The organism is Streptomyces sp. UW30 (assembly GCF_008042075.1).
In the GTDB taxonomy this organism is placed as follows: Bacteria; Actinomycetota; Actinomycetes; order Streptomycetales; family Streptomycetaceae; genus Streptomyces.
In genome coordinates, this window is the sequence record NZ_RDBN01000005.1 from 455,508 (window position 1) to 476,976 (window position 21,469).

Sequence of the window (21,469 nt, forward strand, 5' to 3'; positions counted from 1 at the left end):
GCTCGAAATCGCCGTCGGCGAAGATCACGTCACCGGCCGAGCCTCCCGGCCCCGCGTCCGGCGTGACCGGCATCGTCTCGCCCGGCGTCGGTGTCGCCACTAAGCAGCAGCGGCGCAAGCGGGCCAAGAGGGTGCTCTTCGTCGGGGCGCTGGTGCTGGCGCTGGTGTCCGGCGGCGTCGGAGGTGTCGTGGGGGCGTATCTGGAGCGCAACGGTGGCATGGGGGACGTCGAGCTGCCGCAGGCAGGGGCCGAGTCCGTCGGGCGGGCGCCGGACAGCGTCGCCGGGATCGCGGCGCGCGCACTGCCCAGTGTCGTGACCCTGCATGTGAGCGGCAGCGAGGAGCAGGGCACCGGCACCGGCTTCGTGCTCGACGACCGAGGGCACATCCTCACCAACAACCACGTCGTCGAACCCGCGGGCGACGACGGCCGGATATCCGTGACCTTCCACAGCGGCGACACCGCCAAGGCCACCGTCGTCGGACGCGACAGCGGCTACGACCTCGCCGTCGTCAAGGTCTCCGACGTCAGCGGCCTCAAGCCCCTGCCGCTGGGCAACTCCGACAACGTCCAGGTCGGCGACCCGGTCGTCGCCATCGGCGCCCCGTTCGACCTGGAGGGCACCGTCACCTCCGGCATCATCAGCGCCAAGGAGCGGCCGATCACGGCCGGCGGCGAGAGCGACGCGAGCGACGTGTCGTACGTGGACGCGTTGCAGACCGACGCGCCCATCAACCCCGGCAACTCCGGCGGTCCCCTCCTCGATGCCCAGGCCCGTGTCGTCGGCATCAACTCCGCGATCCGTTCCGCCGACACCGGCTCCGACCTCGACGCCGGTCAGGCCGGCTCCATCGGCCTCGGCTTCGCCATCCCGGTCAACCAGGCCAAGCGCGTCGCCGAGGAGCTGATCAACACCGGCCACGCGACCCACCCGGTCATCGGCGTCACCCTCGACATGGACTACGCCGGCGACGGCGCCCGCGTGGGCACCAAGGGCAGCGACGGCGGCGCCGCGGTCACCGGCGGCGGCCCCGGCGACAAGGCCGGCATCAAGCCGGGCGACGTCATCACCGAGGTCGACGGCCAGCGCGTCCACTCCGGTGAGGAACTCATCGTCAAGACCCGCGCCCATCGCCCCGGCGACCGGCTCGCACTGACCCTGGAGCGCGGCGGCAAGGAGATCACGATCTCGCTGACGCTGGGCTCGTCGGGCGGGGGCTGATCGGGGCCGAGACTCACAGAAACGTCACACTGCACCTCGTCTCAGGCCCCCGTATGGGCTCTGACAAGGCAAACAACCCGGAAAACCGCACGATCACCCGCATTCGGAGGCCTCGGGACAGTACCGGTCGTAGCGGATCGCCGGGTACCGTGGATGCGGCCCGGACCACGGAAGACCGCCGAGGGCCGAGGACCGAGGACATCGCAAGGAGCTTCAGGTGTTCAATGACATAGGACCGCTCGAGCTGGTGACGCTCATCGTCCTCGCCGTGCTCGTCTTCGGTCCGGACAAGCTCCCGAAGCTGATCCAGGACGTCACGCGGACGATCCGCAAGATCCGCGAGTTCTCGGACAGCGCCAAGCAGGACATCCGGCAGGAACTCGGCCCGGAATTCAAGGACTTCGAGTTCGAGGACCTGAACCCCAAGACGTTCATCCGCAAGCAGATGGACAACGACGAACTGGGGCTCAAGGAGATCCGCAACGGCTTCGACCTGAAGAAGGAGATGGCCGAGGTCACCGACGCCGTCCACAGCCGTGAGTCGGAGTCGTCGTCCTCGTCCTCGTCCGGCTCCTCGGGCGGCAGCATCGACATGACGAAGAAGCCCGAGACCGCCCGTGAGGAGCGCCCGCCCTACGACGCGGACGCCACCTGAGCCGTACGAACACGGGAGCGGACACCACTCGTACGTGACGCTTCTCATACTCCGCCCGGGTCGCACACGGCCAGAACCCGCCCTCCGCGCGCCCCACGCGCCGGGCGGTTTCCCTGCTGCTCGAAGCGGTGTGGCTATGCTGCCGAGTTGTTGTGCGGACCGGACGAGTACGCCCGAAGGGGGGCGGGCCGGGCTGGTCCGGCGAGAGCGAGGAGGCGTCCGGGCACATGGAGACGACGAGTCAGACGACGAGTCGCGCAGTCGCGCAGGACACGGCCGCGGAGAGCGGACAGCAGTTCCCCTCTGCCCGGCGCACGGTCGACGGCTACCTGCTGGCGCCCTTCCCGTGGTACGGCCTTGACGAGGCCTTCACGGGGCCGCGCTGGCTGATGCAGGTCGGGACGGCGGCCGACGGGGCCGTGGAACACGGATCGATCGGACACGGGGACGAGCCCTCCGTGCGGAGCGAGTCGACGGAGGACCGGGAGAAGTTCGCGGTCGTGGTGACCGTCGCCGCGAATCCCTCCCGGCGCAGCGCGGACGGCACGGGGCTGCTGGAGGCCACGTCGGTGTCCTCGGCGGCGTGGCTCGCGGGGGTGGGGCTGCTGACGTTCACCTGGCCGGGGCAGATGGATCACTCGCTGCGGGACGACTGGCTGGAGCAGCAGACGGAGACCGCGTGGGCCCTGGCCGACGATCTGGCCGGGGCGGCGTGGTCGACGTTGTCCCTGCCGGTGGATGGGGTGCCTACGCCCTTCCATTACCGGGAGTCCGAGTTCGGGTGGGTGCTTGCCGGGTCCACTCAGGCGGGCGTGCACGTGGGGGCGTACGGGCGGGGGATGAGCGCGTATGGGCTCGGCTTCGCCGTGATCAAGGACATCAGCGCGTACGCCTAGCCGGCGGGGCTGAGCCGAAGTGATGAGGGGCGCCGTTGGGATTCGGCGCCCCTTCGTCGTGGGGGCTTCGGTGTCATCGGCGGCTGCGGGTCGTGGTGGGTTGCTCGCGCGGTTCCCCGCGCCCCTGACGGGGCGCTCCCCCGGAGGGCGTTCTCAGAACTTGTTGCGCGGCGTGATGCCCAGGGACATGCCCGACAGGCCCCGCTGCCGGCCGCCCAGCTTGCCCGCGATCGCTCGCAGGGCCGAGCCCGCCGGGCTGTCCGGGTCCGTCAGGACGACCGGCTTGCCCTCGTCGCCGCCCTCGCGGAGGCGGACGTCGATCGGGATGTTGCCGAGGACCGGGACGTTCGCGCCGGTCGTGCGGGTGAGGCCGTCGGCCACGGACTGGCCGCCGCCCGTGCCGAAGACGTCGACCATCTCGCCGCAGTGCGGGCAGGGCAGGCCGGACATGTTCTCGACCACGCCGACGATCTTCTGGTGGGTCTGGACGGCGATGGAGCCGGCCCGCTCGGCGACCTCGGCGGCCGCCTGCTGAGGCGTGGTGACGACGAGGATCTCCGCGTTCGGGACCAGCTGGGCCACCGAGATCGCGATGTCGCCCGTGCCCGGGGGCAGGTCGAGCAGCAGGACGTCCAGATCGCCCCAGTACACGTCCGCCAGGAACTGCTGCAGCGCGCGGTGGAGCATCGGGCCGCGCCAGACCACCGGGGCGTTGCCCGGCGTGAACATGCCGATGGAGATGACCTTCACGCCGTTCGCGGACGGCGGCATGATCATGTTCTCGACCTGGGTCGGACGCCCGTCCGCGCCCAGCATCCGCGGCACGCTGTGGCCGTAGATGTCGGCGTCGACGACGCCCACCTTGAGGCCGTCGGCCGCCATCGCCGCCGCCAGGTTCACCGTCACCGAGGACTTGCCGACGCCGCCCTTGCCGGAGGCGACCGCGTACACGCGGGTCAGCGAGCCGGGCTTGGCGAAGGGGACCTCGCGCTCGGCGGTGCCGCCGCGCAGGGCGTTCGCCAGCTCCTTGCGCTGCTCGTCGCTCATCACGTCGAGCGTGACGTCGACGCGGGTGACGCCCTCGACCGCGGAGACGGCGTCCGTCACGCGCTGCGTGATCGTCTCGCGCATCGGGCAGCCGGAGACCGTCAGGTACACGGTGACCGCGACCGCACCGTCCGCACCGATCTCCACCGACTTGACCATCCCGAGTTCCGTGATGGGGCGGTTGATCTCGGGGTCGTTCACCGTCGCCAGTGCTTCGCGCACCGCGTCTTCCGTAGCCATAAGGACGATGGTACGGCGCGGTAGCCATGCCCCGGTAAGCCCGTCAGCGGTCGTCTACGTCACGTCCGCGCGACCGATCTGCCGGGAATACCCCGTGCTCGTGGTGACTGTTGTGCCGGTGACCGTTGTGGCGCTCCTCCAGCTCCTTGGTCAGGTCCTGGAGCTCCGAGCGCATCCAGTCCCGGGTGGCCACCTCGCCCAGGCCGATCCGCAGGGCGGCGATCTCGCGGGTCAGGTACTCGGTGTCGGCGATAGACCGCTCGTTCTGCTTGCGGTCCTGTTCGAGGTTGACCCGGTCGCGGTCGTCCTGCCGGTTCTGCGCGAGCAGGATCAGCGGGGCCGCATACGAGGCCTGGAGCGAGAGCATCAGGGTCAGGAAGATGAACGGGTACTCGTCGAACTTCAGGTCGCCGGGCGCGAAGATGTTCCACAGCACCCACACGATGATGACGACCGTCATCCAGACGATGAACCGTCCGGTGCCCAGGAAGCGCGCGATGCGCTCCGAGAGCCGTCCGAAGGCCTCCGGGTCCCACTCGGGCAGGATGCGGCGGCGCGGCGGGCGGGGTTGGTCGAGGCGCGCGCGGGGCGCCCGGGAGGCCGCGGTGGCGCCCGTCGCTGTGCGCTCGCGCGTGCTCTCACGCTCATGCGCCATGCGCCGACACCCCCTCGCCCGCGCCCCCGCCGGGCTCCTCGTCCAGGTGGAACTCCGTCTCCCGCCAGTCCTCGGGCAGCATGTGGTCCAGTACGTCGTCCACGGTGACCGCGCCCAGCAGCGACCCGGAGTCGTCCACGACGGGCGCCGCGACCATGTCGTACGTCGCGAAGAACCCGGCGACCACCGGCAGCGCGGCATCCGGCTCCAGGGCTTCGAGGGCCTCGTCGAGCAGCGCGCTGACCAGGGTGTACGGCGGGTCGCGCAGCAGGCGCTGGAAGTGGACCGTGCCGAGGTACTTGCCGGTGGGCGTCTCGTCGGGCGGGCGGCACACGTAGACCTGGGCGGCGAGCGCGGGGGACAGGTCGGGGTTGCGGACGCGGGCGAGGGCGTCGGCGACCGTGGCGTCGGGGCGCAGGATGATCGGCTCGGTCGTCATCAGACCGCCGGCCGTGTGCTCCTCGTACGCCATCAGGCGGCGCATGTCGGCCGCGTCGGCGGGCTCCATCAGGCTCAGCAGCCGCTCCTGCTCGTCCGGCGGGAGCTCGCCCAGCAGGTCGGCCGCGTCGTCCGGGTCCATGGCCTCCAGGACGTCGGCGGCGCGCTCCTCCTTCAGCTTGCCGAGGATCTCGATCTGGTCGTCCTCGGGGAGCTCTTCGAGTACGTCGGCGAGGCGGTCGTCGTCGAGGGCGGCGGCGACCTCGGCGCGGCGCTTGGGGGAGAGGTGGTGCAGGACGTTGGCGAGGTCGGCGGGGCGCAGCTGCTCGAAGGTGGCGAGGAGGCTCTCCGCGCCCTGTCCCTGTTCCTCCAGGGAGAAGCCGGTGACGGCGGACCACTCGACGGTCAGCGACTCGCCCTTGGCCCGTCGCAGCGGGCCGCTCCTGCCGCCCTTGCGGACGAAGACCTTGTCGATCTCCCAGTCCCGGCGGGCCGGCAGCTGCCCGACCGACAGATCGAGGACGGTGACGTCCTCGCCCGTCTCGACGAGGGTGACGCGCCGGTCGAGGAGCTCGCCGAAGACCAGGCGCTCGGTGGGGCGCTGCTCGAAGCGGCGGACGTTGAGCACGCCGGTGGTGATGACCTGGCCGGACTCGATACCGGTCACGCGGGTCATGGGCAGGAAGATGCGGCGCCGGGTGGAGAGTTCGACGACGAGGCCGAGCAGCCGCGGGGGGCGTCGGCCGACGCGGAGCATGACGACCAGATCGCGCACGCGGCCCACCTGGTCGCCGTTCGGGTCGAAGACGGCGATGCCGGCGAGATGCGAGACGAAGATCCGGGGAGCGCCGGCTGCCATGGCTTCAGGCTCCTTTGCGTGCGGGGTGTGCACTGGTGCTGTCGCGGCTGCGCTGACCGTGCCGCATATCCGAATTGCCCGCTCGGTTGGGCTTCAGGCTAGCCCGTCCGGATCCGATACGCCCTGGTGAGAGGTGCGGACGGACTGGCTCCGCGGGGGTGGTGACGGGCCGGTACGCTGCGTACGCCGCTCAGGTCCCACGACAGAAAGGCAGCCCCACCTGTGACTGCGATTCCCCAGGGTCGTACGCGCCGGGCAGCGTTGGTGACCGCCATGTGCGCCCTGGTCGTGTCGGGAATGGGACTGACGGGATGCAGTGAGGACCCGGACGAGGGCACCAACGGCGTCGGCAAGCTGCCGCCCGCCGAGATCCAGCGCAAGACCCGTACGGCCGCGGTCTCCGCCGAAGCGGTGCACCTCACCGGGAACGTCGTCACCAGTGGGCGCACCTACAAACTCGACATGCAGCTGAAGGCCGACGGTGCGACCGGGTCGGTCACCGCGCAGGGCTCCACGTTCCAGCTGCTGCGGATCGGCGAACAGCTGTATCTGAAGGCCGACGCCGGCTTCTGGAGCGACGCGGGCAACGACGGCAAGGCGGACGCCGCCGCAGTGGACAAGCTGAACGGCAAGTTCGTGAAGGTGCCGCAGGGCGACCCGGCGTACAAGAAGTTCAGCGGCTTCACCGACAAGGGCGTGCTCATCGACGGCCTGCTGACGCTGCACGGCAAGCTGGCGACCGACGGCCACTACGAGCAGGCGGGCGTCCGCACGATCCGCATCACCGGCGACAAGGGCTCCGGCGGCACCCTCGACGTCTCCCTGGAGGGCACCCCGTACCCGCTCCTGCTGACCCGGGCGGGCGGCGCGGGCACCCTGACCTTCTCCGCCTGGGGTGAGGATTTCGCCCTGGCGAAGCCGAGCAAGGGCGAGACGGTCGACTACGGCAAGCAACTGCCGACGTCGTGAGCGGCTAGCCGCGCCGCTTCTTCTTCAGCAGCAGCCGCGGAAGCCCCGCGGGGATCGGCTGACGTGTGGTCGCCGGGGACGGCAGCGGCGCCTCGGCCAGGGAGCCGTCCGGCAGCGGTGCGGTGGCTCCCGTCGGCTCCAGCCGCAGCACCCGGCACTCACGTGCCCAGCGGGCCGGCATGGCCTCGCCGTCGGGGGCGTTCAGGCGCTTGCCCTTCAGCTCGGCGACCGTCGCCTCCCACTCCTCGGAGTCCGGCGCGAGCTCGACGACCTTCGCCGCCCAGGAGACCAGCCGGCCGCCCTTGTCCTTGCTGCGGACCGTCACCTCGGCCTCGCCCCCGTCGGCCAGCCCCGGCAGCGGCTGCTCACCGGGGCCGTCGCCGACGACACACGCCGCACCCTCGTGCCACACGTGCCACAGCGCCCGGGCCGGGACCCCGGGTCCGGCGACCCAGATGAGGCCGGACTTCTTCGTGGCCTCCTCGACGAGGGCCTGGTCGAGCAGCTCGCTTGTCATGGCCCCAAGACTATCCAGCGGTGACCCGACCGCTCAGAGCCAGCCGTTGCGCTTCAGCGTGCGGTGGATACCGATACAGATCACCGCAGTGATCCCGAGCACCATCGGATACCCGAACTTCCAGCGCAGCTCCGGCATGTAGTCGAAGTTCATCCCGTACACACCGCACACCATCGTCGGTACGGCGATGATCGCGGCCCACGAGGTGATCTTCCGCATGTCCTCGTTCTGCGCGACGGACGCCTGCGCCAGGTTGGCCTGGAGGATGGAGTTCAGCAGTTCGTCGAAGCCCATGACCTGCTCCTGCACCCGGGCCAGGTGGTCGGCGACATCCCGGAAGTACTTCTGGATGTCCGGGTCGATCAGCCGCATCGGCCGCTCGCTCAGCAGCTGCATGGGCCGCAGCAGGGGCGAGACCGCGCGCTTGAACTCCAGCACCTCGCGCTTGAGTTGGTAGATCCGCCCCGCGTCCGTACCGCGCGGCGAGCCCTTGCGCCCCGGCGAGAAGACCTCGGTCTCCACCTCGTCGATGTCGTCCTGCACCGCGTCGGCGACGGCCACATACCCGTCGACGACATGGTCGGCGATGGCGTGCAGCACCGCCGACGGGCCCTTGGCGAGCAGCTCGGGGTCGTCCTGGAGGCGGTGCCGCAGCGCGCGCAGCGAGCCCTGCCCGCCGTGCCGGACGGTGATGAAGAAGTCCCGTCCGGTGAAGCACATGACCTCGCCGGTCTCGACGATCTCACTGTTGGCGGTGAGTTCGTCGTGCTCGACGTAGTGGATGGTCTTGAAGACGGTGAACAGCGAGTCGTCGTAGCGCTCCAGCTTCGGGCGCTGGTGCGCCTGCACCGCGTCCTCGACGGCCAGCGGGTGCAGCCCGAACTCGCTTGCGATACCGGCGAACTCGGCCTCGGTCGGCTCGTGCAGACCGATCCAGACGAAGCCGCCGTCCCGGCGCACCCGGCGCATCGCCTCGTGCGGGGTGAGGGGCCCCGGACTCTGGACCCGGGCGCCGTGCCGGTAGACGGCGCAGTCGACGACGGCCGAGGGCGTCGCCGGGTCGCGGGTGGTGTCGTAGGCGCCGTTGTCCTTGCGCAGCGAGACGCGGGACGGGCGGACCACGGCACGCAGATCGCGGATCATCGACATGAGCAGGCTCCTTCGCAACGGGCAACGAAGCTCGGAGGGCCGCAGCACGGCTGGAACTACCCGGAATGGGGACGTCCTGACCTCAGGATGTTTGGCACGTCCACAAAGCGGGGAGCACCGCACCGTCGCGGTGATATGGGCTTCGTTGCTGATTCAGATCAGACCGATCAGGCAAAGCGAAACGAAGTGCTCTTCCGCATGAGGACGCGAGCGTGAAAGGCGGCGGTCAGCCGGAGCCGGAACAGCCGAATCAGCTACATCAGCGGCGGGAAGAGCGTGTGGTACTGCACGGTCGACTTCGATCCATAGCAGCCCCACCTCCTCCGGCCGGTCCCTCGTGAGGGACGTTCCATACCCCTTTCGGGGTTCCCCGTAGGGGAGTCAATCTCGGTGTCGGGATTCGATCGCGACGCTTATGCATGCTGTCCCGAACACCGGGCAAGAGTATCAGCCGACAGAAGTGTCAAGGCGCTGCTTTGCCGGGTACTGACGAGTTCTATGCTCGCCGCATGGCTGATGTTCTTCCTCTGGTCGAGGCCCGGTTGCGCTCCGCGCTGGGCGAACCGGGCGCGCGTGCGGCGGTCACCTTCCTCGGTACGGACCGCATCGAGGTGCTCCGTTTCCAGGAGGGCGACATCGTCCGCTACGCCACGCTCGGTATGTCCGCGCAGCCCATGAACGACCCCACCGCGGTGGTCGCCGACCCGGTCAAGGGCGCCCGCGCGGAGCTGGTCCTCTCGGTTCGCGCCGGGCTCGCCGACACCGACAAGGTGCTCCGCCCACTCGCCGTGCTCGCCGCGTCCCCGCAGGTGGAGGGGCTGATCGTGGCGCCGGGTGCCTCCCTGGACGTCGGGGAACCGCTCTGGCCCGGCGCCCCCTTCACTTCGGTCCTGGTCGCCGAGCCGGGCGGCCTGGTGGAGGACCTGGAACTCGACGAGCCCCTCGACCCCGTGCACTTCCTGCCGCTGCTCCCCATGACGCCGAACGAGGCCGCCTGGAAGCGGGTGCACGGCGCCCAGGCCCTCCAGGAGCGCTGGCTGACGAACGGGACGGACCTGAGGGATCCGTCCCGCACATCCGTCCCGCTGGACTGACCGAGGCGTGAGCAACCTCACCAACCGGTGGCCGAAAAGCGTCAGTTGGCAAATACGGCGACGCTGTCCTCGCTCGCGTGCCTGCTCTCCAGTTCCTCCGCCTCGGTTGTGAGCGACTTGCGCCGTACGACCACCACGAGTGCGCCCGCCACGGCCGTGACCGCTGCCACCACGAACGGGATGCGGAGACTGCCGGTCCACTCCTCGATCCTCGGCGCGAAGTAGGGCGCTGCCGCCGCCGCGAACCAGCGCACGAAGTTGTAGCCCGCGCTGGCCACGGGGCGCGGCGCGTCCGAGACGCCGAGGGCCAGCTCCGTGTAGACGGTGTTGTTCACGCCGATGAAGGCGCCGGAAAGGATCGTGCAGACGACGGCGGTGGTGTGGTCGCCGTAGCCGAGGACCAGCACGTCCGCGGCGAGCAGCACCAGCGAACCGCCGAGCACCTTCAGCGAACCGAACCGCTTCTGCAGCCGCGGAGCCACGATCACCGAGAACACCGCCAGCAGCAGGCCCCAGGCGAAGAACACCGCGCCCGACCGGTACGGGCTCATGTTCAGCACGAACGGCGTGAAGGCCAGCACGGTGAAGAACGTGTAGTTGTAGAAGAACGCCGAGACCGCCGCGGACGCCAGGCCGCCGTGGCCGAGGGCCTTGAGCGGATCCAGCAGCGAGGTCTTGCGGGCCGGCTTCGGCTGCTCCTTCAGGAACGCCGCGATGCACAGGAAGCCGACGGCCATCAGGAAGGCCGTACCGAAGAACGGGTAGCGCCAGCTGGCGTCGCCGAGCAGCGCGCCCAGCAGCGGTCCGCACGCCATGCCGAGGCCGAGGGCGGACTCGTAGAGCAGGATCGCCGCCGCGCTGCCGCCCGCCGCCGCGCCGACGATGACCGCGAGGGCCGTCGAGACGAAGAGCGCGTTGCCGAGCCCCCAGCCCGCCCGGAACCCGACCAGTTCGCCGACCGATCCGGACGTGCCGGCGAGCCCGGCGAAGACCACCACGAACGCGAGGCCGAGCAGCAGGGTCCTGCGGCCGCCGATCCGGCTGGAGGCGAAGCCGGTGACCAGCATCGCGACGGCGGTGATGAGGAAGTACGAGGTGAAGAGCAGGGAGACCTGGCCGGCTGTGGCGTTCAGCCCGCCGGCGATGGACGGCAGGATCGGGTCGACGAGTCCGATGCCCATGAAGGCCACGACGGACGCGCCCGCGGTCGCCCACACGGCCCGCGGCTGCCGCAGAAGGCCGCCCGCTCCCGCGTCGAAGGGGTCCATACCGTTCGCCATGCCGTTCTCCGATCCGGACAGGGTGGTTGGTGGATACACAGAATACGTTAGCTAGTCTAATTAATGCAAGCTACATCTATATTGGAAGGGGGCCCGGGTTTCCTGGCCCGGTTCCGCCCGGACGGGTGATCGTCCTTGACGTGACGCAGAAGGGGTAGGACCGTGGGGGCCTATGAGGGGCGAACCCAGTTGCCCGAAGTGTGGTGGCCGGGTCAGGGCTCCCGGACTCTTCGCCGACACCTGGCAGTGCGACGTGCACGGCACCGTGCATCCGGTGCAGCCCGTGATCCCGCCCAGCGTCGAGGCCCTCGGTGTGGTCGTGCACCGCACTCAGGTGCCGGTCTGGATGCCGTGGCCGCTGCCGATCGGCTGGTTGTTCACCGGGGTCGCCAGCGCGGGCGACGACCGCAGTGGCGGCAGAGCGACCGCGGTGGCCTGCTCCGGGCCCGGACCGCTCGGCGGCATGGGGGAGCTGATCCTGGTCGCCGAGGAGCTCGGTGTCGGTCTCGGCGCGCGCTACGCGGGTATCGACGGGCCGGACCCCGGGGCATACATGAACGTCGAGAAGCCGCCCCAGGCCAAGGTCCTCGCCGCCGGGCGCCCCACGCCGCTGTGGCATGTGTCGGGCACGCCCGACGACCGTGCCGTGTTCGCGGGGGAGGCGCTCGGGATGTGGCTGTGGGCGGTCATGTGGCCCGAGCAGTCGGGGCTGCTGATGTACGACGAGCTGGTGCTGACGGATCTGCGGGACGCGGGGGCCGAGATAGAGCTGGTGCCCTGCGGAGCGTTGTCGCCGCGCTTGCTCGAGCCGTAGCACCCGCGAGGGTGGGGTGTGCTCTTGAGGGGCGGCTGCGGAGCGTCGGTGGCTGGTCGCGCCCACGCGGCGGAGCCGCGTATAGACACAGCCCCGCGCCCCTGGGTGGGCTGATGTAAGGGGCACTCGGCGGTTCGGGTGTGACAGGGGTCGTTGAAAATCTGGGTATCCTTAGGCGTCCCCTTCCTGCCGTCACCGACTGGAGTTCGCGTCGTGCGTATCGACCTGCACAGCCACTCCACCGCTTCCGACGGTACGGACACGCCGACCGAGCTGGTGCGTAACGCCGCCGCGGCCGGGCTGGACGTCGTGGGGCTCACCGATCACGACACGACCCGGGGGTACGCCGAGGCCATTGCCGCGCTGCCGGAAGGGCTCACCCTCGTCACCGGCGCCGAGCTGTCCTGTCGTATCGACGGCGTCAGCATGCACATGCTGGCCTACCTCTTCGACCCGGAGGAGCCCGCGCTGCTCGCCGAGCGTGAGCTGGTGCGCGACGACCGGGTGCCGCGAGCCCAGGGCATGGTTGCCAAGCTCAACGAGCTGGGCGTGCCCGTCACCTGGGAGCAGGTGCTGCGGATCGTCGGCGACGGATCGGTCGGCCGGCCGCACGTCGCCTCCGCGCTGGTCGAGCTCGGGGTCGTCCCGACCGTGGGCGACGCCTTCACCGAGGACTGGCTGGCCGACGGCGGCCGGGCCTTCGTGGAGAAGCACGAGACCGACCCGTTCGAGGCGCTCCGGCTGGTCAAGGCCGCGGGCGGCGTCGCCGTCTTCGCGCACCCCGCGGCGAGCAAGCGCGGCCGTACCGTTCCGGAGTCCGCGATCGCCGAGCTGGCCGCGGCCGGGCTCGACGGCATCGAGGTCGACCACATGGACCACGACCCCGACACCCGCGCCCGGCTGCGCGGGCTGGCGAAGGAGCTCGGGCTGCTGCCGACCGGGTCCAGCGACTACCACGGCAGCCGCAAGACCTGCGTGCTCGGCGAGTACACGACGGATCCCGAGGTGTACGGCGAGATCACGCGGCGCGCCACCGGGGCGTTTCCCGTGCCGGGGACCGGCGGAGCCTGAGGCCCGCACCCCGCACGCTCACCTCTGTTTTCTCCGCGTTCGCGTCCGTCCCGCAGGCTCGCGACGGCTTCGCACGCTCACGTCCGCTCGTTTCGTCACTTCGCAAGGCACCCATGTTCGACGTCGCCGTCTTCGGCTCCCTGTTCCTGACCCTGTTCGTCATCATGGATCCCCCCGGGATCACCCCGATCTTCCTCGCGCTCACCGCCGGCCGCCCGGCCAAGGTGCAGAAGCGGATGGCCTTCCAGGCCGTCTGTGTGGCGGGCGGTGTGATCACGGTGTTCGGGCTCCTCGGCCACCAGATCCTCAACTACCTGCACGTCTCCGTGCCCGCGCTGATGATCGCGGGCGGGCTGCTGCTCCTGCTGATCGCGCTCGACCTGCTCACCGGCAAGACGGACGAGCCGAAGCAGACCAAGGACGTCAATGTCGCCCTGGTCCCGCTGGGCATGCCTCTGCTGGCCGGGCCGGGTGCGATCGTGTCGGTCATCCTCGCCGTGCAGAAGGCCGACAGCGTCGCCATGCAGGTGTCGGTGTGGTCGGCGATCGTCGCCATCCATGTCGTGCTGTGGGTCGTGATGCGGTACTCGCTGCTGATCATCCGGGTCATCAAGGACGGCGGCGTGGTCCTGGTGACGCGACTCGCGGGCATGATGCTGTCCGCGATCGCCGTGCAGCAGATCATCAACGGGGTCACCCAGGTGATCCAGGGAGCCTGAGCCGCTGGTCCGGGGCGCTTCGGTCTCCGTATGCGCGAAGCCCCCGTACGCCGTGAGTGGCGTACGGGGGCTTCGAAGCTTCTGCGGTGGAGCCGCGGCTGTTACGAGGCCGTGGTCTCGGCGGGTCGGATCCACAGCCGCTGCCCCGTCGCGGCGGCCTGCTGAACGATCCTGTTGACGGAGGCGGCGTCCACGACGGTGCTGTCCACGGGGGTGCCGTCGAACTCGTCGAGTCGCATGATTTCGAAGCGCATGGCTTCTCCCTTCGTCTGGTCATCCTCCAACGGAGAACTACTTGGTTACACAGGGAGTCAACGTGCTTCACGTTACAAACATTCCCTACGCTAAAGAAATTTTTCGAACGGCTAACTACCCGCCGGTAGTGGCTGCCGGGTGATCAAGAGGAGACCGACCGGGACCGGTTGTGTTCGCAGCGTGACCGCCGGGACAATGGAGGCAATGAACGACGACCTCGGCGCACTCACCGCCCGCATCGACCGCACCAACGAGCTGCTGCAACGCATGCTCGCCGAGGTGGCGAAGACGCCCTCGACCCATGCGATCTTCGTCGACGCGGGGTATCTGTATGCGGCCGCGGGCCGGCTGGTCTCCGGGACGGAGGACCGCCGCGCCTTCGACCTGGACGCCGAGGGCCTGATCGAGGCGCTCATCGACCGGGCCCGCACGATCTTCGCGGACAGCAGGCTGCTGCGGGTCTACTGGTACGACGGCGCGCGGCGCCGCATCCACACCGCCGAGCAGCAGTCGATCGCCGAACTCCCCGACGTGAAGGTGCGGCTGGGAAACCTCAACGCCAACAACCAGCAAAAGGGCGTCGATTCACTGATCCGGACCGACCTGGAGTCCCTGGCCAGGCACCGCGCCATCAGCGACGCGGCCCTGCTCGGCGGGGACGAGGACCTGGTGTCGGCGGTCGAGGCGGCGCAGGGGTACGGGGCGCGGGTGCACCTGTGGGGCATCGAGGCGCCGGAGGGCCGCAACCAGGCCGAGCCGCTGCTGTGGGAGGTCGACAGCCAGCGCACCTTCGACCTCGAATTCTTCAAGCCCTACGTCTCCCGTCGCACGGCCGCCGCGTACGAGGCCGCGGGGGCCCGGCCGACGCGGGAGGACGTCCGGTTCGTCGGCGCGCAGATCGCGGCGAAGTGGCTCGCGGCGCGCGGACGGGAGTCGCTCGTGGAGCTGTTGCCCGGGCATCCGTATCTGCCCGGGTCGGTGGACCAGGACCTGCTGGTGGAGGCGGAGGGACTGCTGCAGTACTCGCTGCGGGGGCAGTCGGATCTGCGGCGGGCGCTGCGGGACGGGTTCTGGGAGCACCTTCAGGCGCAGTACTAGGCGGCAGTGACGCTGTCCCAGAAGTCGGCGACGGCCCGGGCGGTGAGCAGGGGCTGGTCGGCGTTGGGGGAGTGCTCGGCACCGGGGACGACCGTGCGGCGGGCGTTCAGCCGTACGGCCATGTCGTCGAGCACCGGGACCGGCCAGGTGTCGTCGCTGGCGCCCGACAGGACGTGGAACGGGAGCGGGAGGGCGGCGAGTTCGTCGACGCGGTCCGGCTCCGTGGACAACTGACGCCCTGTGGCGAGGAGTTGGGCGGGCTTCGTGCCGCGCCAGCGGCGGCGCAGCAGGTCCTCGCCGCCGATGCCGCGGGCGGGGCCGCCGACCTCCTCGGGCGGGCCCATGGCGCGGATCGCCTCCCAGGTCTCGGCCATCGTCATCACCCCGAGCGCGTCCCTCAGCAGCTTCACACGCTGCTGCTGGGAGTCGGAGATCTGTGCGGGGCCCGACGCCATGAGGGTCAGCGAACGGAAGGGCGTGTGGTCGAGGAGGACGGCCGCGCGGGCGATCTGGCCGCCCAGGGAGTGGCCGAAGAGGTGCAGGGGGGCGTCCAGGGGGCCGAGGGCCGCCGCCTGGGAGAGGACGTCGCGGGCCAACTCGTTTTGCGCGTACGCGGATTCGTCGTGCTCCGGCCCGTCCGACTCGTGCTGGCCGCGACCGTCGACGGCGATCGTGCGGTAACCACGCGCCGCGAGCGGCTCGTGCATGAGCGTGAAGTCCTCCTTGCTGCCGGTGAACCCGGGAAGCAGCAGACCGACACCACGCGGCCGGACGCCGGGGGCGACGGGGGAGTCGACCACGGCGAAGGTGCCGCGGGTGGTCTGGAGGGGGTAGGCGCGGACGTTCGGGGGCGGCGTGAAGGCGGGTTCGGTGGTCACGGGGGGAGGGTAACCGGTGCCACCGAGCGTTGCGTCGGGAGGCCGGACGGGGCCGGATCCGCCGAGCAGGCACGGTCGAGATCGTGCGGCGTCGGTCCCGGGAATGCCGACGGCCCGGTCCCACGTGCGGTGGGGCCGGGCCGTCGTGCGGGAGATCAGCTCTCCGCGGGCTCCGTGGCGGCGGTGGCCTTGCGGGTGCGGCGCACCTTGGGCTTCACCTCGGCCGAGCCGTCGGCGGGCTCCGCCGTCGCCGCGGCCTTGCGGGTACGGCGACGAGGCGCGGGGGCCTCCGAGGTCGCCGGCTCCTGCGTGGCCTGGGCCGGGATGTCGGCGGTCTCGGCAGCCTTGGCGGACGCCGCGGTCTTGCGGGTGCGGCGTGCCTTGGGCTTGTCCTCCGTCGCCTCGACCGTGTCGACGGCGGCTTCGGCAGCCGCGGTGGCCTTGCGAGTCCGACGAGGCTTGGCCTCGACGGCCTCCGGCTCCGCAGCGGTGGCGGCGGCCTTGCGGGTACGGCGCGGCTTCGCCTCCGTGCCCTCGGCCGTGTCCACGGCGGCCTCGGCGGTCGCGGCGACCTTGCGGGTGCGGCGTGCCTTGGGCTTGGCCTCAGCGGCCTCGGCCGTGTCGACGGCCGCTTCCGCCGCGGTGGCCGCCTTGCGCGTACGACGTGGCTTGGCCTCGGCGGCCTCCGGCTCCTGGACCGTCTGGGCCGGGATCTCGGCGGCCTCGGCGGGCGCCGCGGTCTTGCGGGTGCGGCGCGTCTTGGGCTTGGCCTCGGTGGCTTCGGCCGTGTCGACGACCGCCTCCGCGGCGGCCGTGGCCTTACGGGTGCTGCGGCGCGGCTTGGCCTCCGCCTCCGGGGCCTCCTCCGCGGTCACGGTGGTGCCCTCGGCCGTGTCGGCAGCGGTCTGCGCGGCAGCCGTCGCCTTGCGGGTGCGGCGGCGCGGCTTGGCCTCGGCCTCCGGGGCCGTAGCGGGCTCGGAGGCCTGCACGGCCTCCGAGACCTTCGCGGCCTCGGGTGCGGCCACGGCCTCCGGCGTCGGAGCGGCCTCGGCCGAAGTCGCCTGCGGCTCCGCCGACTTGCGCGTACGGCGGCGGCGCGGCTTCGCCGCGGTCTCCTCGGCGGCGTCCAGGGACGGGCCCTCGGCCGTCGTCACGGCAGCCTCCGCGGCGTCCGTGGACACGGCCGTGACGGCCTGCTCCGCGGGCGCTCCGTTGCGGGTGCGGCGACGGCGGCGCGGGGTGCGCGATCCCGTGACGGACTCCGCCGTGGTGGCCTCGGCCGCCTCGTCCGGCGTCGCGGTAACGGCGCCGGGTGCCGACGCGGCGTCCAGCACGGCTCCGCCGCGCGTACGGCGACGGCGACGGGGCGTACGCGCCGAGCGCTCGCGGTCCGGCGCGGACGAGCGGGACTCGTCCCGGCCGCCGCGGCCGGCGCGACCGCGTGCACCGCGTCCGCCGGTCTCGCCGAGGTCCTCGACCTCCTCCGCAGCCAGCCCGGCGCGCGTGCGCTCCGAGCGGGGCAGGACACCCTTCGTGCCCGCGGGGATCTTCAGTTCCTCGAAGAGGTGCGGGGACGTGGAGTACGTCTCCGGCGGGTCGTTGAAGCTCAGCTCCAGCGCCTTGTTGATCAGCTGCCAGCGCGGGATGTCGTCCCAGTCGACGAGGGTGATCGCCGTACCCGTGTTGCCCGCGCGGCCCGTACGGCCGATGCGGTGCAGGTACGTCTTCTCCTCTTCCGGCGACTGGTAGTTGATGACGTGCGTCACGCCCTCGACGTCGATACCGCGGGCGGCGACGTCGGTGCAGACGAGGACGTCCACCTTGCCGTTGCGGAACGCGCGCAGCGCCTGCTCGCGGGCGCCCTGGCCGAGGTCGCCGTGGACCGCGCCGGACGCGAAGCCGCGCTGCTGGAGCTGGTCGGCGAGGTCGGCCGCGGTGCGCTTCGTACGGCAGAAGACCATGGCCAGTCCCCGGCCGTCGGCCTGCAGTATGCGCGAGACCATCTCCGGCTTGTCCATGTTGTGCGCGCGGTAGACGTGCTGCGCGATGTTCGCGACCGTCACGCCCTCGTCGTCCGGCGCGGTGGCGCGGATGTGCGTGGGCTGCGACATGTAGCGGCGCGCGAGGCCGATGACCGCGCCCGGCATGGTCGCCGAGAACAGCATGGTCTGGCGCCTGGCCGGCAGCATGTTGATGATCTTCTCGACGTCGGGCAGGAAGCCCAGGTCGAGCATCTCGTCGGCCTCGTCGAGGACGAGCGCCTTGATGTGCTTGAGGTTGAGCTTCTTCTGGCCCGCGAGGTCCAGCAGTCGGCCCGGGGTGCCGACGATGACGTCGACGCCCTTCTTCAGGGCCTCGACCTGCGGCTCGTAGGCCCGGCCGCCGTAGATGGCGAGGACGCGGACGTTACGGACCTTGCCCGCGGTCAGCAGGTCGTTCGTCACCTGGGTGCACAGCTCGCGCGTGGGGACGACGACGAGCGCCTGCGGGGCGTCGGTGAGCGCTTCGGGCTCGGCGCGGCCGGCCTCGACGTCGGCGGGGACGGTGACGCGCTCCAGGAGCGGGAGACCGAAGCCCAGCGTCTTGCCGGTGCCGGTCTTGGCCTGGCCGATGACGTCCGTGCCGGAGAGGGCGACGGGGAGGGTCATCTCCTGGATGGGGAAGGGGTTGATGATGCCGACGGCCTCAAGGGCCTCGGCGGTCTCGGGAAGGATTCCGAGCTCTCGGAAAGTCGTAGTCAGGGTGCTGCCTCTTCTGTGTGCGCGGTGCGAGGCGAGCGAGGGGGTCGTTGACGGACCGTGCCGGGGACGTCGGCTGCCATACGGATTGGCCGTAGGACACGGGACCACTGCCGACGCTCTAGCGCTCGTACCGCTGAGGGTGTCCCTCCGGTCGTCGTACGCAGAGTGCCGTACGGCCGGGGAGGGCTGTCGGGTCGGAGCCGATCGGGCCACCGACCGGGCATCCTCATAACGTGCGGCCCGTCGAAGTACGTCTGAGTACTCAGCGGGCGCATTACCACCATACCCCGGAAACGCGCACATGCGATGGCCGAATTGGTCACGTAGTCGGCGTCACAGTGATTGACCAGGGACTTCCGTGACGCGACGAGCGGGCTATTGTGCGCTTCATGACGACGCCTGACAACACCGCTGACGCCTCCGACACCGCCGTCGAACACACCGGGGTCGCCGCCCAGGACTGGGCGCGGGCCTCCGCAGATCCGCAGTACCGGGCCGCTGTCGTGGACCTGCTCGGCGCGCTGGCCTATGGGGAGCTGGCGGCGTTCGAGCGGCTGGCGGAGGACGCCAAGCTGGCGCCGACGCTGGCGGACAAGGCGGAGCTGGCGAAGATGGCGTCGGCCGAGTTCCACCACTACGAGAAGCTGCGGGACCGGCTGACCGAGATCGGGGCCGAGCCGACGGCCGCGATGGAGCCGTTCGTCGCCGCGCTGGACGGGTTCCACAAGCAGACGGCGCCCTCGGACTGGCTGGAGGGCCTCGTCAAGGCGTACGTCGGTGACTCGATCGCCAGCGACTTCTACCGGGAGGTCGCGGCACGGCTCGACTCCGACTCGCGGGGTCTTGTGCTGGCCGTGCTCGACGACACCGGGCACGCGTCCTTCGCCGTCGAGAAGGTGCGGGCGGCCATCGACGCGGATCCGCGTGTGGGTGGGCGGCTCGCGCTGTGGGCCCGGCGCTTGATGGGCGAGGCGTTGTCCCAGTCGCAGCGGGTTGTCGCCGACCGGGATGCCTTGTCGACGATGCTCGTGGGCGGGGTCGCGGACGGGTTCGATCTTGCCGAGGTCGGGAAGATGTTCTCGCGGATCACTGAGGCGCACACGAAGCGGATGGCTGCGCTGGGTCTGGCGGCGTAGCCGGCCGCTTCGCCTGGGGGCCTGCGGCCCCCAGGCGGGCTGAGCGTGCCGACCGGCGTTGAGAAGTGGGCGTCAGGACTTCGGCGGCCGGTCTACGCGGTCGCCGAGTGGCGGCTCAGTCTTCCCGCCGGGCGTACCAGCAGGGAGAGAGAGGCGGCGGAGACGATCGCCGCGCCGATGAGGATCACGAAGAGGTTGCCGAAGTCGAGCGCCGTGTGCGTGATGAAGGCGCCGAAGAGGGCGCCGGCGACACCCGTCGGGAGGACCAGCGAGCGGGCGGGCAGGCGGTGCGGCAGGCGGCGTGCGGCTGCCCATGCCAGGGCCAGGCCGAGGATCGCGGAGCTGATCGCTTCCAAGAGCATGTTGGGGTCCCTCCCACACGGCCGGCCTGCTCGAAACGGTCGTAGCCCGTCATACCCCTGACCTGCGGAATGCAATCCTCCTGTGTGGGCGAGCTGTGCTCCATCCGTGGAGATCACGAGAGGGGCCCGGCGACCGTGGTCGCCGGGCCCCTCTCGTGATGCCTGTGCAGGCGGTGCGCCTTTCTACAGCGCGCCGAAGCCCACCTTGCGCGGAGCCGGCTCACCGAGCTCCACGTAGGCGAGGCGGTCGGCCGGGACCAGGACCTTGCGGCCGTGCTCGTCCACGAGGCTCAGCAGCTGCGTCTTCCCGGCCAGTGCCTCGGACACCGCCCGCTCGACCTCCTCGGCACTCTGACCGCTCTCCAGAACGATCTCGCGGGGCGCGTGCTGCACGCCGATCTTGACCTCCACGGCTATGTCCCTCCGACGGTCAGTGAAGTGCGCGACCTTCCGCGCCGTACCCAGCACACATTAGCCCGGTGAGGGGACGCGCACGCTCCGCCCAAGAACGCCAGGAGCGAACAACGGACGGGAACAAACGATCGTGACCGCCCGGTGGACGCCACGCGCGCGTGCGTCGCGGGTCAGCCGCGTATCAGTCGTGCTCGTCAGTGGTGCTCGCTGCCGTGCAGGGGGAAGCCCGCGATGCCGCGCCACGCCAGGGACGTCAGCAGCTGCACCGCCTGGTCGCGCGGGACGCTGCGGTCGCTGTGCAGCCAGGAGCGGGCCACCACCTGCGCGAGGCCGCCGAGGCCGGAGGCCAGCAGCATCGACTCGGCGCGCGAGAGGCCGGTGTCCTCTGCGATGACGTCGCAGATCGCCTCGGCGCACTCGTTCGTGACCTTGTCGACGCGCTCGCGCACCGCCGGCTCGTTCGTCAGGTCCGACTCGAAGACCAGGCGGAAGGCGCCGCCGTCGTCCTCGACGTACGCGAAATACGCGTCCATGGTCGCCCGTACGCGCTGCTTGTTGTCGGTCGTCGACGCGAGCGCGTGGCGTACGGCCTGGATCAGGGACTCGCAGTGCTGGTCCAGCAGTGCGAGATAGAGGTCGAGCTTGCCCGGGAAGTGCTGGTAGAGCACCGGCTTGCTGACGCCGGCGCGCTCGGCGATGTCGTCCATCGCGGCAGCGTGGTAGCCCTGCGCGACGAAGACCTCCTGGGCGGCGCCCAGCAACTGGTTCCGTCGGGCACGGCGCGGCAGGCGCGTGCCCCGCGGGCGTGCCGCCTCTGTCTGCTCGATGGCTGTCACGCCGCCTCCCAATGTCGTCCACATGCGGTGTGCGCCGCGCGGCCATCGTACTTTTCGGTAACCCTGGTGTGCGCGGTGCGAGCGCAGAATTTCACGGACCGGACGGCGGCGAAAGTCGCGCAC

At 70.8% G+C, this 21,469-nt stretch carries 22 protein-coding genes; 10 read left to right on the forward strand and 12 right to left on the reverse strand.

All coding sequences use genetic code 11. The features are described 5' to 3' along the window. The 3 genes from EAO75_RS03745 to EAO75_RS03755 all read left to right on the forward strand — a co-directional run. The coding region (locus EAO75_RS03745) for a S1C family serine protease (protein ID WP_147994275.1) at positions 1-1,223 on the forward strand (1,223 nt) is incomplete at its 5' end. Positions 1,224-1,440: 217 nt separating this feature from the next. Beyond that, positions 1,441-1,878, forward strand: a complete 438-nt coding sequence (locus tag EAO75_RS03750; protein ID WP_147993555.1) for a sec-independent translocase — start codon at positions 1,441-1,443, stop codon at positions 1,876-1,878. A 152-nt stretch (positions 1,879-2,030) separates the two neighbouring features. Beyond that, on the forward strand, positions 2,031-2,774 hold the full coding sequence (locus EAO75_RS03755) for a hypothetical protein (protein ID WP_147993556.1): 744 nt from the start codon (positions 2,031-2,033) through the stop codon (positions 2,772-2,774). Between the two features lie 153 nt (positions 2,775-2,927). Here EAO75_RS03755 and EAO75_RS03760 read toward each other — a convergent pair whose 3' ends face one another. Genes EAO75_RS03760 through EAO75_RS03770 form a run of 3 tightly spaced genes read right to left on the reverse strand, consistent with a single transcriptional unit; the run spans position 2,928 to position 6,013 of the window. After that, positions 2,928-4,061: an Mrp/NBP35 family ATP-binding protein gene (locus tag EAO75_RS03760; protein WP_147993557.1), complete on the reverse strand. Its 1,134-nt coding sequence runs from the start codon at positions 4,059-4,061 to the stop codon at positions 2,928-2,930. Between the two features lie 43 nt (positions 4,062-4,104). Continuing rightward, positions 4,105-4,716, reverse strand: coding sequence for a DUF1003 domain-containing protein (locus EAO75_RS03765; RefSeq protein ID WP_147993558.1), 612 nt, complete (start codon positions 4,714-4,716; stop codon positions 4,105-4,107). Continuing rightward, positions 4,706-6,013 (reverse strand): magnesium transporter MgtE N-terminal domain-containing protein, encoded by a 1,308-nt coding sequence (locus tag EAO75_RS03770; RefSeq protein WP_147993559.1) that lies wholly within the window; start codon positions 6,011-6,013, stop codon positions 4,706-4,708. The genes EAO75_RS03765 and EAO75_RS03770 overlap by 11 nt, the downstream gene beginning before the upstream one ends. Positions 6,014-6,235: 222 nt before the next feature. Here EAO75_RS03770 and EAO75_RS03775 point away from each other — a divergent pair, with 222 nt between their 5' ends. Then, positions 6,236-6,982 carry a hypothetical protein gene (locus EAO75_RS03775; protein ID WP_147993560.1) on the forward strand — a complete coding sequence of 249 codons (747 nt, stop codon included), beginning with the start codon at positions 6,236-6,238 and terminating at the stop codon, positions 6,980-6,982. Positions 6,983-6,986: 4 nt separating this feature from the next. Here EAO75_RS03775 and EAO75_RS03780 read toward each other — a convergent pair whose 3' ends face one another. Together EAO75_RS03780 and EAO75_RS03785 are read right to left on the reverse strand one after the other, a co-directional pair. Then, the gene (locus EAO75_RS03780) at positions 6,987-7,499 is read right to left on the reverse strand and encodes a hypothetical protein (RefSeq protein ID WP_147993561.1); all 513 of its coding nucleotides are present in this window, start codon (positions 7,497-7,499) and stop codon (positions 6,987-6,989) included. A gap of 33 nt (positions 7,500-7,532) precedes the next feature. Then, positions 7,533-8,648, reverse strand: a complete 1,116-nt coding sequence (locus EAO75_RS03785; protein ID WP_147993562.1) for a magnesium and cobalt transport protein CorA — start codon at positions 8,646-8,648, stop codon at positions 7,533-7,535. A 509-nt stretch (positions 8,649-9,157) separates the two neighbouring features. Here EAO75_RS03785 and EAO75_RS03790 point away from each other — a divergent pair. Then, positions 9,158-9,742: a suppressor of fused domain protein gene (locus EAO75_RS03790; protein WP_147993563.1), complete on the forward strand. Its 585-nt coding sequence runs from the start codon at positions 9,158-9,160 to the stop codon at positions 9,740-9,742. Positions 9,743-9,783: 41 nt separating this feature from the next. Here EAO75_RS03790 and EAO75_RS03795 read toward each other — a convergent pair whose 3' ends face one another. After that, positions 9,784-11,010 carry an MFS transporter gene (locus EAO75_RS03795; protein ID WP_147994276.1) on the reverse strand — a complete coding sequence of 409 codons (1,227 nt, stop codon included), beginning with the start codon at positions 11,008-11,010 and terminating at the stop codon, positions 9,784-9,786. 184 nt (positions 11,011-11,194) lie between these two features. Between EAO75_RS03795 and EAO75_RS03800 the strand changes: the two genes are divergently transcribed. From EAO75_RS03800 to EAO75_RS03810, 3 genes are all read left to right on the forward strand, one after another. Beyond that, positions 11,195-11,836, forward strand: a complete 642-nt coding sequence (locus tag EAO75_RS03800; RefSeq protein WP_147993564.1) for a DUF6758 family protein — start codon at positions 11,195-11,197, stop codon at positions 11,834-11,836. Positions 11,837-12,049: 213 nt separating this feature from the next. Then, the gene (locus EAO75_RS03805; protein WP_147993565.1) at positions 12,050-12,907 is read left to right on the forward strand and encodes a PHP domain-containing protein; all 858 of its coding nucleotides are present in this window, start codon (positions 12,050-12,052) and stop codon (positions 12,905-12,907) included. 113 nt (positions 12,908-13,020) lie between these two features. After that, positions 13,021-13,626, forward strand: coding sequence for a MarC family protein (locus tag EAO75_RS03810; RefSeq protein WP_147993566.1), 606 nt, complete (start codon positions 13,021-13,023; stop codon positions 13,624-13,626). 101 nt (positions 13,627-13,727) lie between these two features. Here the strand turns inward: EAO75_RS03810 and EAO75_RS03815 are convergent, their stop codons facing one another. After that, positions 13,728-13,880: a hypothetical protein gene (locus EAO75_RS03815; protein ID WP_093747204.1), complete on the reverse strand. Its 153-nt coding sequence runs from the start codon at positions 13,878-13,880 to the stop codon at positions 13,728-13,730. A 205-nt stretch (positions 13,881-14,085) separates the two neighbouring features. On the opposite strand from EAO75_RS03815, the gene EAO75_RS03820 reads away from it, so the two are divergent. Further along, entirely contained in the window at positions 14,086-14,979 is an 894-nt protein-coding gene (locus EAO75_RS03820) for an NYN domain-containing protein (RefSeq protein ID WP_147993567.1), read from the forward strand. Here the strand turns inward: EAO75_RS03820 and EAO75_RS03825 are convergent. Both EAO75_RS03825 and EAO75_RS03830 read right to left on the reverse strand, forming a co-directional pair. Next, the gene (locus tag EAO75_RS03825; RefSeq protein ID WP_147993568.1) at positions 14,976-15,857 is read right to left on the reverse strand and encodes an alpha/beta fold hydrolase; all 882 of its coding nucleotides are present in this window, start codon (positions 15,855-15,857) and stop codon (positions 14,976-14,978) included. The two genes, EAO75_RS03820 and EAO75_RS03825, sit on opposite strands and share 4 nt — an antisense overlap. Before the next feature lie 155 nt (positions 15,858-16,012). After that, complete coding sequence (locus EAO75_RS03830) at positions 16,013-18,505, reverse strand: DEAD/DEAH box helicase (RefSeq protein WP_147993569.1); 2,493 nt, start codon at positions 18,503-18,505, stop codon at positions 16,013-16,015. Positions 18,506-18,978: 473 nt separating this feature from the next. On the opposite strand from EAO75_RS03830, the gene EAO75_RS03840 reads away from it, so the two are divergent. Beyond that, positions 18,979-19,734 (forward strand): ferritin-like fold-containing protein, encoded by a 756-nt coding sequence (locus EAO75_RS03840; protein ID WP_187284295.1) that lies wholly within the window; start codon positions 18,979-18,981, stop codon positions 19,732-19,734. 92 nt (positions 19,735-19,826) lie between these two features. Here EAO75_RS03840 and EAO75_RS03845 read toward each other — a convergent pair whose 3' ends face one another. From EAO75_RS03845 to EAO75_RS03855, 3 genes are all read right to left on the reverse strand, one after another. Continuing rightward, positions 19,827-20,096: a hypothetical protein gene (locus EAO75_RS03845; RefSeq protein WP_147993572.1), complete on the reverse strand. Its 270-nt coding sequence runs from the start codon at positions 20,094-20,096 to the stop codon at positions 19,827-19,829. A 183-nt stretch (positions 20,097-20,279) separates the two neighbouring features. Next, the gene (locus tag EAO75_RS03850; protein WP_147993573.1) at positions 20,280-20,507 is read right to left on the reverse strand and encodes a DUF3107 domain-containing protein; all 228 of its coding nucleotides are present in this window, start codon (positions 20,505-20,507) and stop codon (positions 20,280-20,282) included. A gap of 197 nt (positions 20,508-20,704) precedes the next feature. Continuing rightward, a complete protein-coding gene (locus EAO75_RS03855) occupies positions 20,705-21,346 on the reverse strand; it encodes a TetR/AcrR family transcriptional regulator (RefSeq protein WP_147993574.1) in 642 nt (213 codons plus the stop codon). Positions 21,347-21,469 lie beyond the last annotated feature (123 nt).